This is a genomic window from Actinomycetota bacterium, from assembly GCA_035640355.1.
Lineage (GTDB): Bacteria > Actinomycetota > UBA4738 > UBA4738 > HRBIN12 > CALGFI01.
This window is the reverse complement of the sequence record DASQWI010000018.1, coordinates 15717-29402: the sequence shown is the minus strand read 5'-3', so window position 1 is coordinate 29402 and position 13686 is coordinate 15717. Positions and strand designations below refer to the sequence as shown.

The window sequence follows — 13686 nt, the reverse complement described above, 5'->3', positions numbered from 1 at the left end:
GAGGTTGCTTGGCAACGGCAACGAAAAAGGCGGCTGGGCGATCAGGCCGCTACGAAGCAGAAGACATCCAGGTTCTCGAAGGCGTCGAGCACGTCCGGCTGCGGCCGGGCATGTACATCGGCACCACATCGGCCCGGGGACTGCACCATCTCGTGTTCGAGCTCGTCGACAACGCGATCGACGAAGCGATGGCGGGCTTCTGCGACCGCATCATCGTCAGGCTCCTCAGGGATGGGGGCTGTCAGGTCGACGACAACGGGCGCGGCATCCCGGTGCGCCCGATCCCCAAGTCCAAGGATCGCCGACCGGCGGTCGAGGTCGTCCTCACCACGCTGAACGCCGGGGGGAAGTTCGGCGGCGAGGGGTATCGGATCGCCGGGGGCCTCCACGGGGTGGGCTCCTCGGTCGTGAACGCGCTGTCGGTGAAGCTCACCGTCCAGGTCATGCGCGACGGCGCCACGTGGACGCAGAGCTATTCCCGCGGCAAGGCCACCAGCCGGCTCAGCAAGGGAAAGGCCACGTCCAAGCAGGGCACGATCGTCACGTTCTGGCCCGACCCGGAGATCTTCACCGAGGGCGTGGAGTTCAGCCGTCCGCTCCTGGCCGAGCGACTGCAGGAGCAGGCGTTCCTCACCCGCGGCATCGAGGTGCAGCTGATCGACGAGCGCGAGACTCCGCCGGTCAAGCAGGTGTTCAAGGCGACGGGCGGCCTGACGGACTTCGTCAAGCATCTCGCCAGCGGCAAGGACCCGATCCACAACAAGGTCATCTACATGGAAGCGCGTGAGGAGGACGCCGAGGCGGACATCGCGTTGCAGTGGACGAACGGCTATGCCGAGTCGATCCACTCGTTCGCCAACACGATCAACACGCACGAGGGAGGCATGCACGAAGAGGGCCTCAAGAAGGCGCTCACCAACGTGATCAACCGCTACGCGCGCAACAAGGGGCTCCTCCGGGAGAAGGAGGACAACCTGCTCGGCGAAGACGTGCGCGAGGGGCTCATCGCGATCGTATCGGTCCGGCTTCGTCATCCGCAGTTCGAAGGGCAAACCAAGACGAAGCTCGGGAACACCACGATGCGCTCGCTCGTCGAGACGACGATGAACGAGCACCTTGCGACGTGGCTCGAGGAGCATCCGGGCGACGCCAAGCGCATCGTGGCCAAGACGGCGCAGGCCGCGAAGGCCCGCCTCGCCGCGAAGCAAGCTCGGGACCTCACGCGACGAAAGTCGTTCCTCGAGGGCGGGGGGCTGCCCGGAAAGCTAGCCGACTGCCAGCTCACCGATCCGGCGCTAACCGAGCTCTACATCGTCGAGGGGGATTCGGCAGGCGGTTCCGCGAAGCAGGCGCGCGATCCGGCGACGCAGGCGATCCTGCCGATCCGGGGGAAGATCTTGAACGTCGAGAAGGCGCGGCTGCACAAGATCCTGGAGAACGCCGAGATCCAGGCGCTCATCACCGCGATCGGGACGGGCGTCGGCGACGAGTTCGACATCGACAAGGCGCGGTACCACAAGATCGTGGTGATGGCGGACGCCGACGTCGACGGCGCCCATATCCGGACGCTGCTGCTGACGTTCTTCTTCCGATACATGCGTGAGCTCATCGACCAGGGGTACGTGTTCATCGCTCAGCCGCCGCTGTATCTCATCAAGGACGGCAAGGAAGAGCTGTACTTCTACACCGAGCGCGAGTGGGAGGAGTACCGCAAGCGCGTCGACGGTAACAAGCCGCTCGATCCTCAGCGGTTCAAGGGGCTGGCCGAGATGGATGCCGATCAGCTCTGGCGGACGACGATGGATCCGGAGCGCCGCACGTTGCTGCGTGTGACGCTCGAAGACGCTGCGGTTGCCGACCGGTTGTTCACCGTTCTCATGGGCGAGGACGTCCCCTCTCGCAAGGAGTGGATCGAGACCAACGCGAAGGATGTTCAGAACCTGGATGTGTAGCCGGACCGGGGGTGTGGGGGTCAACAAGCGAGCCGAAGGCGAGCGAGGCCCCCACGACGAAAGGGCTATCTAGGTGGCGCAGGAGGGTCTGCTCGCCGGGCGGATCGAGGACGTTCAGCTCGAGGACGAGATCCAGCGCTCGTACCTCGACTACGCGATGTCCGTCATCGTCGGGCGCGCGCTCCCCGACGTTCGAGACGGCCTGAAGCCCGTCCATCGCCGGATCCTGTGGTCGATGCTGGAGGGCGGCCTTCGACCGGACCGCCCGTACCGCAAGTCGGCGTGGGCCGTCGGCGAGGTGGTCAAGAAGTACCACCCGCACTCACTCGAGGCTGTGTACGACTCGCTCGTTCGGATGGGACAGGACTTCTCGCTGCGCCATCCGCTCATCGACCCGCACGGCAACTTCGGCTCGATCGACGGCGATCCGCCGGGCGCGATGCGCTATACGGAAGCGCGTCTCTCGCACACGGCGATGGAGATGCTCCGCGACATCGAGGCCGAGACGGTCGACTTCGTCCCGAACTACGACGGCTACGAGCAGGAGCCAACGATCCTGCCGTCGCGGTTCCCGAACCTGCTCGTGAACGGCTCCGGCGGCATCGCCGTCGGGATGGCGACGAACATCCCGCCGCACAACCTCGGCGAGGTCATCGATGGCGTCGTCCACTTCATCGACAACCCCGAGTCCAAACCGCGCGATCTGATGAAGCTCATCAAGGGCCCCGACTTCCCCACGGGCGCCACGATCCTCGGTCGCGACGGGATCAAGGATGCCTACCTGACCGGGCGGGGATCGATCAGGGTTCGCGGCGTCTGCACGATCGAGGAGGGCGCGAGCGGAAGGCAACGCATCGTCGTCACCGAGCTCCCGTACCAGGTGAACAAAGCTCGTCTCGCCGAGAAGATCGCCGAGCTGGTGAAGTCGGGCCGCCAGAAGGACGTCGTCGACGTCAAGGACCACTCGAGCGGGCGCGAGGGAATGCGCCTGGTCATCGACCTGAAGCGCGGCGCCAATCCCCAGGTCGTGTTGAACCAGCTCTACAAGCACACACAGCTGCAAGACAGCTTCGGCGTGATCATGCTGGCGCTCGTCGACGGCGTCCCGCGGACGCTGAACCTTGCCGAGATGATCGGCCACTACGTCGATCACCAGGTCGACGTCGTCACGCGCCGCACGCGCTGGCAGCTCCGCCGCGCGGAGGAGCGCGATCACATCGTCCAGGGCCTGCTGATCGCGCTTCAGAACCTCGACGCGGTGATCCGCATCATCCGCGGCTCACAGGATGCCGAGGAGGCGCGCGGGAAGCTGATGAAGCAGTTCAAGCTTTCGGAGATCCAGGCGAACCACATCCTGGACATGCCGCTCCGCCGGCTCACACGCCTCGCGCGCGAGGAGTTGGAGACCGAGCACAAGGAGTTGCTCGCTCGCATCCGCCACCTCAAAGCGCTGCTCAAGGACCCAAAGAAGATCCGCGGCGTCATCAAAGAGGAGCTGCTCGAGATCAGGAAGCGCTTCGCCGACCCGCGCCGAACGAAGCTGAAGGCCGACGAGGGCGAGCTCGACGTCCAGGACCTCATCGCAGAGGAGGACGTCGTCATCACGGTGAGCCGTGCGGGATACGTGAAGCGCCAGCCGGTCGAGAACTTCCGCCGCCAGGGACGCGGCGGAAAGGGGATCCGCGGCGCAAACCTGAAGGAGGAGGACGTCGTCAAGGATGTGTTCACGACGACAACGCACAACCTGCTCTTGTTCTTCACCAGCCGCGGCAAGGTCTACCGGGTGAAGGTCCATGACGTTCCCGAGGCATCCCGGACGGCCCGCGGCACCTACGCCGCCAACCTGCCGGGCGTCGCGATCACCGGAGACGAGCGGGTTCAAGCGGTCATCGACCTCAAGGAGTACGCCGAGGGGCGCTACCTGCTGTTCGCGACGCGGCGAGGCATGGTGAAGAAGACGCCGCTTCCCGAGTACGACTCACCGCGAACGGGGCTGGCCGCGATCAACCTCCGCCCGGGCGACGAGCTGATCGACGTTCGGCTGACCGACGGCAAAGACGACGTGTTCCTGGTCTCTCGAAAGGGACAGACCATCCGGTTCAAGGAGGGATTGGTGCGCCCGATGGGCCGTCAGACCGCTGGTGTGATCGGCATGCGCCTCGACGACGACGACGAGGTGATCGCGCTCGGCATCGCATCGGACGGCGAGGAGCTGATCAGCGTCACGCAGCAGGGCTACGGCAAGCGAACGACGCTCAAGGAGTATCCGGTCAAGGGCCGCGGCGGCAAGGGCGTGATCGGTCACACGCTGACCAACCGAACGGGCAAGCTCGCCGGGGCGTTCGTCGGCACGAAGGATCAGGACATGTTCGTCATCTCGTCCTCGGGGATCGTGATCCGAGTGGCGGCGAGCGACATCCGCCGCGTCGGCCGCGCAAGTCAGGGAGTCCGAACGATGCGCGTGGACGCCGGCGCCCACGTTGCGGTGATCGCTCCTGTCATCGCGCAGGTCGAGGACGCCTAGAACGACCAACCGAGCGGCGTGACCGATCCGTTCGGCGTCGTGACGTTCCTCACGCGAGGCTGTCGTCCGGCCCCGCCGGGAGGCGACGTGAGGCCCATGGTTGCCCTCGCCGATCTCGCCGCGTAGAAAGGGCAGGAACGCATGAGCGATCCTGCTGGCCAGACCTCGTTGTCGATGCAGCCGCGACCAGACACGGGCGAACGCGTGCCCGAAGGCGACGGCGGTGGGGGACGCCCGCGGTTCCGGCGGGCGCGCTCTCGTCAGGCCCGGGTCGTCATCCGGAAGGTCGCGCCGTGGTCGGTGTTGAAGATCTCCTTCCTGTTCTACGCATGCATCATGGTCGTGATCCTGGGCGCGCTCATCATCCTGTACGGGGTGCTCGGCGCGATCGGCGCGATCCAGAACGTCGAGGACCTGATCCGCGAGCTGTTCTCGGACGAGACGTTCCAGATAAGTGGTGAGTGGCTGTTCACCCGAGGAGTCGCCGTCGGCCTCCTCATGGTCGTTCTGTGGTCGCTGATCAACGTGTTCGTCGCGTTGCTGTACAACCTGCTCTCCGACATCGTCGGCGGCATCGAGGTGACGCTGTCAGAACGGAGGTAACGTTCGTGCAGGTCACAGCGCGATTGACACTATTTCCGAGCCCCGCGTACGCTGCACCTTCGGCCGGGTACCGGTCCACGGGTTTCGTTTCGGGCCTGTAGCTCAGCTCGGTTAGAGCGCATCCCTGATAAGGATGAGGTCGTTGGTTCAAGTCCAACCAGGCCCACGGTCCGGAGCGAGGCGAGAGGGAGGCGGCGATGGGCGAGGATTCTGAGGAGAAGAGGGGCTTCTTCGGCAAGCTCATGCGGATCGCGTTCATCGCGGCCATCGTCGGCGCCGTCGTCGCCATCTTCCGGCGCCGGCGCGGCAGGGACCTCGACGAGGACGAGTGGCAGGAGCTCCCACCGCCCGCGGGCGGATAGCGGCGCACGACAACCGAGAACGTTCGAGAGGCCCGCGGATGCCGCGGGCCTCTCGCTTTGCGCTCGTCGTTGGTGACCGTGGGGCGGTGAGCGGCTTACAGCGAGGCGCTCATAGACTCACGCCGGTGTCGAGCGAGGCATGGGAGCTGGCGCGTCGAGCCGCCGCGGATGCCGGCGTGGAGCTCCGTCCGCTGAGAACGCTCGAGGACTGCGACGCCATCATCAACGTCACGGTCGCCACGTGGGGCGACTTCCAGACGATCCCACGTGAGGTGCTTCGCGCGCTCGCGGAGAGCGGGAACGTCCCGTTCGGCGCGTTCGCTGAGCAGGCGCTCGTCGGCTTCGTCCTTGGGTGGGCCGCCGTCGATCCGGACGAGGGGCTCCACGTGCATTCGCATCTGCTCGCCACGCTCTCCAACCACCGCCACGCCGGCATCGGATTCGCCCTGAAGCTCGCGCAGCGCGCGCAGGCGCTGGACCAGGGGATCTCGGTCGCCCGCTGGACGTTCGACCCGCTCGTCGCGCGGAACGCGTACTTCAACCTTCACAAGCTGGGGGCGATCGCCGACCGGCTCGAGCGGAATTTCTACGGCGAGATGACTGATGAGTTGAACCGGGGCGATCGCAGCGACCGCCTGGTGATCCGGTGGGATCTCGCGCCCGCCCCCGGCCCGAACCGGGGCGTCCCGGACCACGCCGTGACCCTCGTGCAACGTGGCGATGACGGCCGTCCCCAGACGAGCGGTGTCGCCGAGGGCGACGTCGCGATCCTCGAGGTTCCGGCGGAGTACGCGTCGCTGCGAGCTTCGGAGCCGGAGGTCGCGTCGGCCTGGCGCGACGCGGTCGCGAACGCCGCGGAGGCGTGCCTCGGTCGCGGCCTCGTCGCAGCCTCGTTCGATCGCCGAAGGAGCGCGTACATCTTCACCCGGACGTACGAACGGTGACCGGCGGATGACCCGGGTCCGGTCGGTCGAGCTGCGCATCGTTCGGTTGCCACTCGTTCGTCCGTTCCGGACGAGCTTCGGCGAGACGCGCGACAAAGAGTGCATCCTGGCTCGGGTCGAGACCGACGACGCAGAAGGCTGGGGCGAGTGCGTCGCGGGAGCCGAACCCGACTACTCCGAGGAGTGGAACGCCGGCGCGTGGCTCGTCCTTCGGGACCTGCTGGCGCCCGCGCTCATCTCTGCCGGAGATGTCGGACCCGACGACGTCGAGGGTGTGCTCGCCTTCGTCAGGGGAAATTCCATGGCGAAGGCCACGCTCATCGACGCGTTCCTCGACGCGCACCTGCGTGCGCTCGGTCGTTCCCTCGCCGAGCACCTCGGTGGCACGAGGGACCGCGTCGAGTGCGGCGTCTCGGTGGGGATCCAGCCGTCGACGGAGGCGCTGCTCGAGCTGGTGGCCGGGTACCTGGGGGAGGGCTATCGGCGGATCAAGCTGAAGATCGAGCCGGGCCTCGACGTCGAGCGGGTTCGCGCGGTTCGCCACGCCCACCCCGACATCCTGCTTTCCGTCGACGCAAATGCCGCGTACACGCTCGACGACGCCGCTGTGTTCCGAGACCTCGACGAATGCAACCTCCTCATGATCGAGCAGCCGCTGCATCACGACGACGTGGTCGAGCACGCGAAGCTGCAGGCGTTGATCCGATCCGATCTGTGCCTCGACGAGTCGATACGTTCGGCCGCCGACGCGGGCGCGGCGATCGAGCTCGGAGCGTGCCGGATCGTCAACGTCAAGCAGGGCCGCGTGGGTGGCGTCCCGGAGTCGAAGCGCGTCCACGACGTGTGCGCCTCACAGAACGTCCCAGTCTGGTGCGGCGGGATGCTCGAGACGGGCATCGGGCGTGCCACGAACCTGGCCGTGGCTGCGATGACGAACTTCACCCTCCCCGGCGACATCAGCGCGACCCGACGATACTTCGCCGAGGACCTCACGGAACCCTTCGAGCTCGGCCCCCGCGGAACGATGGCCGTACCCACGCGCCCGGGGATCGGCGTGGAGCCGGATCCGGCGCGGCTCGAGGGGGCGACCGCCCGGGTCGAGCGCGTGAGGAAAGAGTGACAAAACCGGGTCATCCGGCTTGACCAAAAACGGGCGTACCTCATAAGGTTCGCCACGAGAGACCGCTGTGACCCTCGGGTTGCGGCGGTTTCTCGCTTCTGGGGGTCTGGGACACGCGAGTGCGTACCGGGCCGAGTCGAGCCAAGAGGGGTGGTTCGGTACCCGCATCTCGCGTTCCTCGCCCGCCCGGCGGTCGCGTCGTCCTAGACTGCGGACGCACGGACAACTCCGGAACGGGCCGAGCGCTGGCCCCAACTGAAAGGCGCAGATGAGAAAGCGGGTTATCCGGGCCGGCGAGATCGAGATCGAAGACTCCGAAGGCCGCGTTCGCGCGCGGTTCGGCGTCACCAACGACGACCTGCCGTTCATCTCGTTCTACGGCGCCGAGGAGCGTCTTCGGGCGCGTTTCGGCGTTCAGCCGGACGGATCCGCTGGGCTGGCCATCGCCGACGACGGAGGGAAGGTCCGGGCGACGTTCGGCCTGTTCTCGGACGGTTCGGCGAGCATGGCCATGGTCGACCGGAACGGGAAGGTCCGCGCGAAGTTCGGCCTCGGGTCCGAGGGTGCGCCGACCCTCGCACTCCGCAACAAGGACGGCGAGCTCGGGTTCGTGTACTCGCTTGCGCAGCAGGGGTCTCCGACGATCTCTCTCCAGGACGAGGACGGGAAGATCCGAGCGCGGATAGGGCTGGCCGCCGAAGGCTCCCCGATCATCCGGCTGCTGAACAAGGATGGTGAGCTGCGCGCGATCATCGGACTCACCAGCGACGGCATCCCGGTGATGCAGTTCCTGGACAAGGACGGCAAGGCCACGTGGTCGGTTCCCGAGGGCTTCACGAGCACGCACGGAGTCGGCTCCGAGGACGCCGTTGTGGACACGAACGCACAGATGGCGCCCGTCGAACCCGAACCTTCGAAGAGGCCCTGATCGAGTGTCGGGCTGGTGGGCCGCCGCTTTCGTCGTGCAATGGGTCCTGCTCGCCGTCTTAACGGTCGTCGTCGTCGCGCTTGCGCGTCAGATCGGCGTGCTCCACCTGCGGATCTCGCCGGTCGGCGCACTGGAGATGGATGACGAGGGGCCCGCGCTCGGTGAGCCACTCGCATCGAGGACCGCCGCCGGCCGGGACGGAACCACGGTCATCATCGGAGGATCAGGCGCCCGCCGGCTTCTGACGTTCGTGTCGCCGACATGCCCGGTCTGCGAACGGATCCTGCCCTCGCTCCCGGCCGCCGCTCGCGCGTCGGGGCTCGTGGCGCAGGTCGTCTCCGATCCGGCCGCGGAGCGAGCGCTCGACGTTCCCGGAGTTCCGTTCGTCGTCGTCGTGGACGAGCTCGGCATCGTCCAATCGAAGGGGACGGTGAACTCGCTCGAGCAGCTCGAGGGCCTCATCGACACGGCCTCGCGCCGGATCGAGCAGAGCGAGGAGCTCAGCGCCGTTTGAAGCTGCGACGACCGGGCCCGCGAACCTCCGGAGAGGCGGGTGGCCTCGCTCGTGCCGGAGAGGGGCTCGCACGTCGCACGAGCCGTCGCTCGTTCCTCGGTCGGATCGGGAGGTCCGTCGTCGCGCTGGCCGGTGGCCCGATGGTAGCCATCGCGCTCGCGCCGGAGCGAGCCGAGGCGTACCACATCTGCGGTCACATCTTCACCACCGGTTCGTGCCCGCATCCGTACGCGCCGAACTCGCGGACGGACGGGTACGGCTTCCCGGTGCACCCGCTGTACGGCTACCCGGTCGACGACGAAGGCGAGATCTACCTGTCCAGACAGCAGACCCGGCGCAAGGTCTGTCAGTCGGTCGTGCCGAAGCGGTATCAGTTCGTCAACAACCCGAGGTACGGCGGCGGCTGGAGCCGATGCTGCAACGGACGCGTTCGGCACATCCAGGACTGCTGCTCGTCCTCGGGGATCAGGATCAACGGCGACGCGTCGGTGCGCGGGTACTGCCCGAGCGGGAAGCGCGTCTTCTGCATCACGTATCGCGAGCTCACGACCGAATGCTGAGGTCCCTCCTGAGCCCGCCGTTGCTCGTTGCCGTCGTTGCCGCGTCGATCGTCGCCGGGCTGACCACGCTGTTCGGTCCCTGAGGTCTGTCGATGGTGGAGACCATCACCCCCGTGGTCCACGGGGGCCGAACACGGAGGTGGGCCATCGCGCTCGCCCTGCATGTTCTCGGGGCGGGACTCGCCGCCGCTGCGTTCGGCGCGGTCCTGGGTTCGGCGGGGATGGCGCTGGGCGCGCCGTGGGGTGCGGCCGGATTCGTGGCGATCGGTGCGCTCGGCGTCTTCTACCTCACGCGCGAGGCGTTCGGTGTTCGCGTTCCGGTGCCGCAGCTCCGGCGACAGGTTCCCGACTGGTGGCGGACGTTCTTCGGGTTCGAGACGGCGGCGCTGCTGTACGGCATGGGCCTCGGGGTCGGCTTCCTCACGTTCCTTCGGCACGGCACGTTCGTCGTGGTCAGCTCGGGCGCGATCGCGGCGGGACGACCGCTGCTGAGTGCGTTGATCATGGCGCCGTTCGGCGTTGCGCGCGGCTTGAGTGCGACGGTCGCGTCGACCTCACGAACGCAGGAAGACGGGACGGCGCTCGTCGGCCGGCTGTCGTCGTCCGCATCGTGGGTAGGGTGGCGCGTCGCGCACGCAGCGGCGCTGATCGCGGTGATCGGTGCAGCGGCGCTCGCGATCCAGCGCGGCGGCGAGGTGGGCGACCCGGGCGACCTGGGTGGCGCTGCCGGGGCGACTCTCGTGATCGCGTTCGGATGGGCCGCCGTGACCAAGGTCGTGCGCTCTCGTCCGTGGAGACGATCGCTTCAGTCGTACGGGTTCGGCGGCGGGTTCGAGCGCGCGGTGGCCGTCGGCGTTCCGCTGGTGGAGCTGGGGATCGGGGTCCTTCCGTTCCTCGGCCTGCCGTCGACCGCGGGAGTCCTTTCTCTGGGGGTTCTCGCCGCGTTCTCGGTGGGGATCGTCGCCGCCAGGATCCGGAGCGGTCCGCGGCTCGACTGCGGATGCTTCGGCGGGGCGAGGGCTCGGGACTACCGGCTCCTGCTGGCGCGGAACGGCGCGCTGGCGATCGTCGCGCTCGTCGCGTGGCGTCGAGGGACGGACACGTGGATCGGGGCCGACGTGGTCGCTCCGACTGGCGCCGAGCTAGTACCGGCCGCGCTCGCGGCGCTCGGCCTCGTGCTTGCCACGTTGGTCGTCGTCGCAACCGTTCGCACGGTTCGACGAGGAATGGCGTGATGCGACGCTTGGTGGTCGGCGCGGCCATCGCTGCTGCGGCGCTCGCCGTCGCGCTGCCGGCAGTCGCCAACCATACGAGCCCGCAGGACGGGAACGACACCGAAGGACGGCTGGACCTCCGGACGGTGCATCTCGGACACCAACGACCGCTGTTGTGGACGTTCTTCACGATCGCCAGGTGGCGGCCGCGTCAGATCTACGATCGCGGGTACTTCGTCATCGAGCTCGACACGCGCGGAGACCAGTCCATCGATTACGTGGTCGTTCTTCGCTCGCGCCGTCAAGAGATGCTCGGAACGCTCCACCGCGCCCTGGCCGACGGAACGCAGGCCGAGATCGCGAAGCTGCAGTCGGACAAATTTGGCGGTAGATCGGCATGGGTCGCGCTTGGGCTGAGAAGGATCCTCATCGGTCCGCACCGAACGTCGTTCTTCTGGTCGGCGTCCTCGCTCTTCACCGGGACGCAGTGTCCGACAACGTGCATCGATCGGGCGCCCGACCAGGGCTTCGTCGAAGAGCTGCTGGAGGAGCCCGTCCCCAGCCCGACGCCCAGTCCGAGTCCAACGCCGAGCCCGAGCCCGTCGCCGAGTCCCTCGCCCACCACCCCACCGCCTACACCCTGACGTCGCGGCGGCGCTGGTTTGCTGGCACAGCAACGGGATTGTTCGGCGTCCCCATCTGACAGCGGCCAGTTCGGGCGGATCAGCGGCTCATCCTCAAGCGGCGGCGTTCCTCGGTCGAAGGTGAATCGCCAAAGGAGGCCATACACCGCATGTCGCTTGCCGCCGATCGGACCGGCCTTGATCCCCCGTCCGCCGCCGAGTCGCCCGTCGCTCGAGCGACGGGTGCGTCGAAGGGACGCGGCCGCCTCGTTCTGCTCAGCTTCCTGATGTTGTTCGTGGAGCTCGCGCTCATCAGGTGGGCGGGCTCGAACGTCGTCTACCTCTCGTACTTCTCGAACTTCGTCTTGCTCGGCAGCTTCCTGGGGATCGGGATCGGATTCCTCCGATCCGGGTCGAAGGTCGGGTCGTTCAAGAGAGCGGCGCCTGCCCTCGCGGTCTTCGTTCTGTTCGTGCTCTTGTTCCCGGTGCACGTCGATCGATCGGGAGCACAACTCATCTATTTCGGAGGGCGGCCGTCAGGACTCCCGATATGGGTGATGTTGCCCGTGATCTTCGTGGCGACGGCGCTGATCATGGCGACGATCGCCGACGGCGTCGCGAGAACCTTCGCCACGTTCGAACCCCTCGAGGCGTACCGCCTCGACATCATCGGGAGCATGCTTGGGATCGCGGCGTTCTCGCTCCTTTCGTTCCTCGAAGCGCCGCCCGTCGCGTGGGGCTCCGTGGCCGCCGTGTGCTTCGCCGTCCTCCTGCTGCGCCGCACGACGATCGTCGTGGGTTTGCAGAACGGCGCCGCCCTCATCGTCCTCGTGGCGATCCTCGCGAGCGAGTCGACGCTACCGAACACCCATTGGTCTCCCTACTACAAGGTGAGGGCCGACCCGGGTACCGGTGGGAAGTACCACGTCAGCGTGAACGGGATCCCCCATCAGGTGATCGAATCGCTCGAGGTGCGTCGTGAGACCGAGCCGTTGTACTTCACACCGTACGAACGCGACCCGGACAACCCGCTGGGCCGGGTGTTGGTCGTCGGCGCCGGCACGGGAAGCGATGTGGCGATCGCGCTGAGCCAGGGCGCGAAGCGCGTCGACGCCGTCGAGATCGATCCACACCTGTACGCCCTGGGCAGGGAGCTCAATCCGGAGGATCCCTACCAGGACCCCCGAGTTCACGTTTCCATCAACGACGGGCGGGCGTTCTTGCAGCAGTCGAACGAGCGCTACGACATGATCCTGTTCGCCCTACCGGACTCACTGACACTCATCGCCGGGCAATCTTCTCTCCGCCTCGAGAGCTACCTCTTCACGGCGCAAGCCATTCAGGTGGCGAAGGATCACCTCACGCCCCGAGGCATGTTCGCCATGTACAACTACTACCGCGAGCAGTGGCTCGTCGATCGCCTGGCCGGGACGCTGAACAAGGCCTACGGACATCCGCCCTGCATCGACACGACGGGGACGGTGGGCCACTTCGCCGTCCTCACGACGAGCGTCGATCCCGGAGCTGTCTCGTGCAAGACGGTTTGGCAACCGGCAGAGCGGGACGTACCGCCGCCGGCCACCGACGACCACCCCTTCGTCTACCTTCGGACCCCGTCGATCCCGTCGATCTACCTCCTGACGCTGGGTCTGATCCTGCTCGTCTCGATCCTCGTGATCAGGCTGAGCGTCGGGCGTCAGCGCGGGATGAGGGCGTACCTGGACCTGTTCTTCATGGGGGCGGCCTTCCTCCTGTTGGAGACGAAGAGCGTCGTCCAGTTCGCCCTGCTCTTCGGAACCACGTGGTTCGTCAACGCCTTGGTGTTCGGAGGCGTCCTCCTTTCGGTTCTCGCGGCGATCGAGGTTGCGCGACGGTTCCGCGTCACCCGCCCCGGCCGCCTCTATGTGGCGCTTCTCGCGGTCCTGCTCGTTGCGTGGATCGTGCCGCCGGAATCGCTGCTCTCCCTTTCGGTCGTTCCGCGCTTCCTCGTAGCTGTTGCGATCGGGTTCGGCCCGATCTTCGTGGCGAACCTCATCTTCGCCGAGCGATTCAGGAACGTTGGATCATCCGTGTTCGCGTTCGGGGCGAACCTCCTCGGCGCGATGGTCGGTGGGGTGCTCGAGTACGGCGCCCTCGTGATGGGCTATCGCGCCTTGCTCGTCGTCGTCGCGGCCCTGTACCTGCTGGCGTTCGTATGCCGCCCGAAGGGCACCGTGAAGACGGGGAACGGCAAGGTGTCGCCAGCGTGGAAGCTGCCGCGTTCTCGACTGTCGGGGAGCGTGCCGAGCGCCACGTCGTGACGTTGCACGAGATGGCAGCTGTAGAGTCTTTTTGGCCGCGGT

General features: G+C 67.0%; 12 protein-coding genes and 1 tRNA gene. All 13 read left to right on the top strand.

The genetic code is table 11. The features are described 5' to 3' along the window. The first annotated feature begins 8 nt into the window (after positions 1 to 8). The 13 genes from gyrB to VFA08_09820 all read left to right on the top strand — a co-directional run bounded on the left by gyrB (position 9) and on the right by VFA08_09820 (position 13644). A complete protein-coding gene (gyrB, locus tag VFA08_09880; GenBank protein ID HYZ13897.1) occupies positions 9 to 1952 on the top strand; it encodes a DNA topoisomerase (ATP-hydrolyzing) subunit B in 1944 nt (647 codons plus the stop codon). Positions 1953 to 2025: 73 nt separating this feature from the next. Continuing rightward, on the top strand, positions 2026 to 4476 hold the full coding sequence (gyrA, locus tag VFA08_09875) for a DNA gyrase subunit A (GenBank protein HYZ13896.1): 2451 nt from the start codon (positions 2026 to 2028) through the stop codon (positions 4474 to 4476). Positions 4477 to 4617: 141 nt separating this feature from the next. After that, complete coding sequence (locus tag VFA08_09870; protein ID HYZ13895.1) at positions 4618 to 5079, top strand: DUF3566 domain-containing protein; 462 nt, start codon at positions 4618 to 4620, stop codon at positions 5077 to 5079. 91 nt (positions 5080 to 5170) lie between these two features. After that, positions 5171 to 5245: transfer RNA gene (locus tag VFA08_09865), tRNA-Ile, on the top strand. A 31-nt stretch (positions 5246 to 5276) separates the two neighbouring features. After that, the gene (locus tag VFA08_09860; protein ID HYZ13894.1) at positions 5277 to 5441 is read left to right on the top strand and encodes a hypothetical protein; all 165 of its coding nucleotides are present in this window, start codon (positions 5277 to 5279) and stop codon (positions 5439 to 5441) included. Between the two features lie 125 nt (positions 5442 to 5566). After that, positions 5567 to 6385, top strand: a complete 819-nt coding sequence (locus VFA08_09855) for a hypothetical protein (GenBank protein HYZ13893.1) — start codon at positions 5567 to 5569, stop codon at positions 6383 to 6385. Positions 6386 to 6392: 7 nt separating this feature from the next. After that, on the top strand, positions 6393 to 7505 hold the full coding sequence (menC, locus tag VFA08_09850) for an o-succinylbenzoate synthase (protein HYZ13892.1): 1113 nt from the start codon (positions 6393 to 6395) through the stop codon (positions 7503 to 7505). Between the two features lie 268 nt (positions 7506 to 7773). Further along, positions 7774 to 8433, top strand: a complete 660-nt coding sequence (locus VFA08_09845; protein HYZ13891.1) for a hypothetical protein — start codon at positions 7774 to 7776, stop codon at positions 8431 to 8433. 4 nt (positions 8434 to 8437) lie between these two features. Further along, the gene (locus VFA08_09840) at positions 8438 to 8947 is read left to right on the top strand and encodes a hypothetical protein (protein ID HYZ13890.1); all 510 of its coding nucleotides are present in this window, start codon (positions 8438 to 8440) and stop codon (positions 8945 to 8947) included. A gap of 140 nt (positions 8948 to 9087) precedes the next feature. Beyond that, complete coding sequence (locus tag VFA08_09835; protein ID HYZ13889.1) at positions 9088 to 9507, top strand: hypothetical protein; 420 nt, start codon at positions 9088 to 9090, stop codon at positions 9505 to 9507. 95 nt (positions 9508 to 9602) lie between these two features. Beyond that, a complete protein-coding gene (locus tag VFA08_09830) occupies positions 9603 to 10742 on the top strand; it encodes a MauE/DoxX family redox-associated membrane protein (GenBank protein HYZ13888.1) in 1140 nt (379 codons plus the stop codon). Beyond that, entirely contained in the window at positions 10739 to 11365 is a 627-nt protein-coding gene (locus VFA08_09825) for a hypothetical protein (GenBank protein HYZ13887.1), read from the top strand. The genes VFA08_09830 and VFA08_09825 overlap by 4 nt, the downstream gene beginning before the upstream one ends. Before the next feature lie 149 nt (positions 11366 to 11514). Beyond that, complete coding sequence (locus VFA08_09820; GenBank protein HYZ13886.1) at positions 11515 to 13644, top strand: spermidine synthase; 2130 nt, start codon at positions 11515 to 11517, stop codon at positions 13642 to 13644. The last annotated feature ends 42 nt before the right edge of the window (positions 13645 to 13686 follow it).

Excerpts from the sequence above, each read along its gene's own strand:
- VFA08_09835 (HYZ13889.1), top strand. The coding sequence starts at position 9,088 with ATGGTAGCCATCGCGCTCGCGCCGGAGCGAGCCGAGGCGTACCACATC.
- menC (HYZ13892.1), top strand. The coding sequence starts at position 6,393 with ATGACCCGGGTCCGGTCGGTCGAGCTGCGCATCGTTCGGTTGCCACTC.
- VFA08_09820 (HYZ13886.1), top strand. The coding sequence starts at position 11,515 with ATGTCGCTTGCCGCCGATCGGACCGGCCTTGATCCCCCGTCCGCCGCC.
- VFA08_09860 (HYZ13894.1), top strand. The coding sequence starts at position 5,277 with ATGGGCGAGGATTCTGAGGAGAAGAGGGGCTTCTTCGGCAAGCTCATG.
- VFA08_09870 (HYZ13895.1), top strand. The coding sequence starts at position 4,618 with ATGAGCGATCCTGCTGGCCAGACCTCGTTGTCGATGCAGCCGCGACCA.
- VFA08_09845 (HYZ13891.1), top strand. The coding sequence starts at position 7,774 with ATGAGAAAGCGGGTTATCCGGGCCGGCGAGATCGAGATCGAAGACTCC.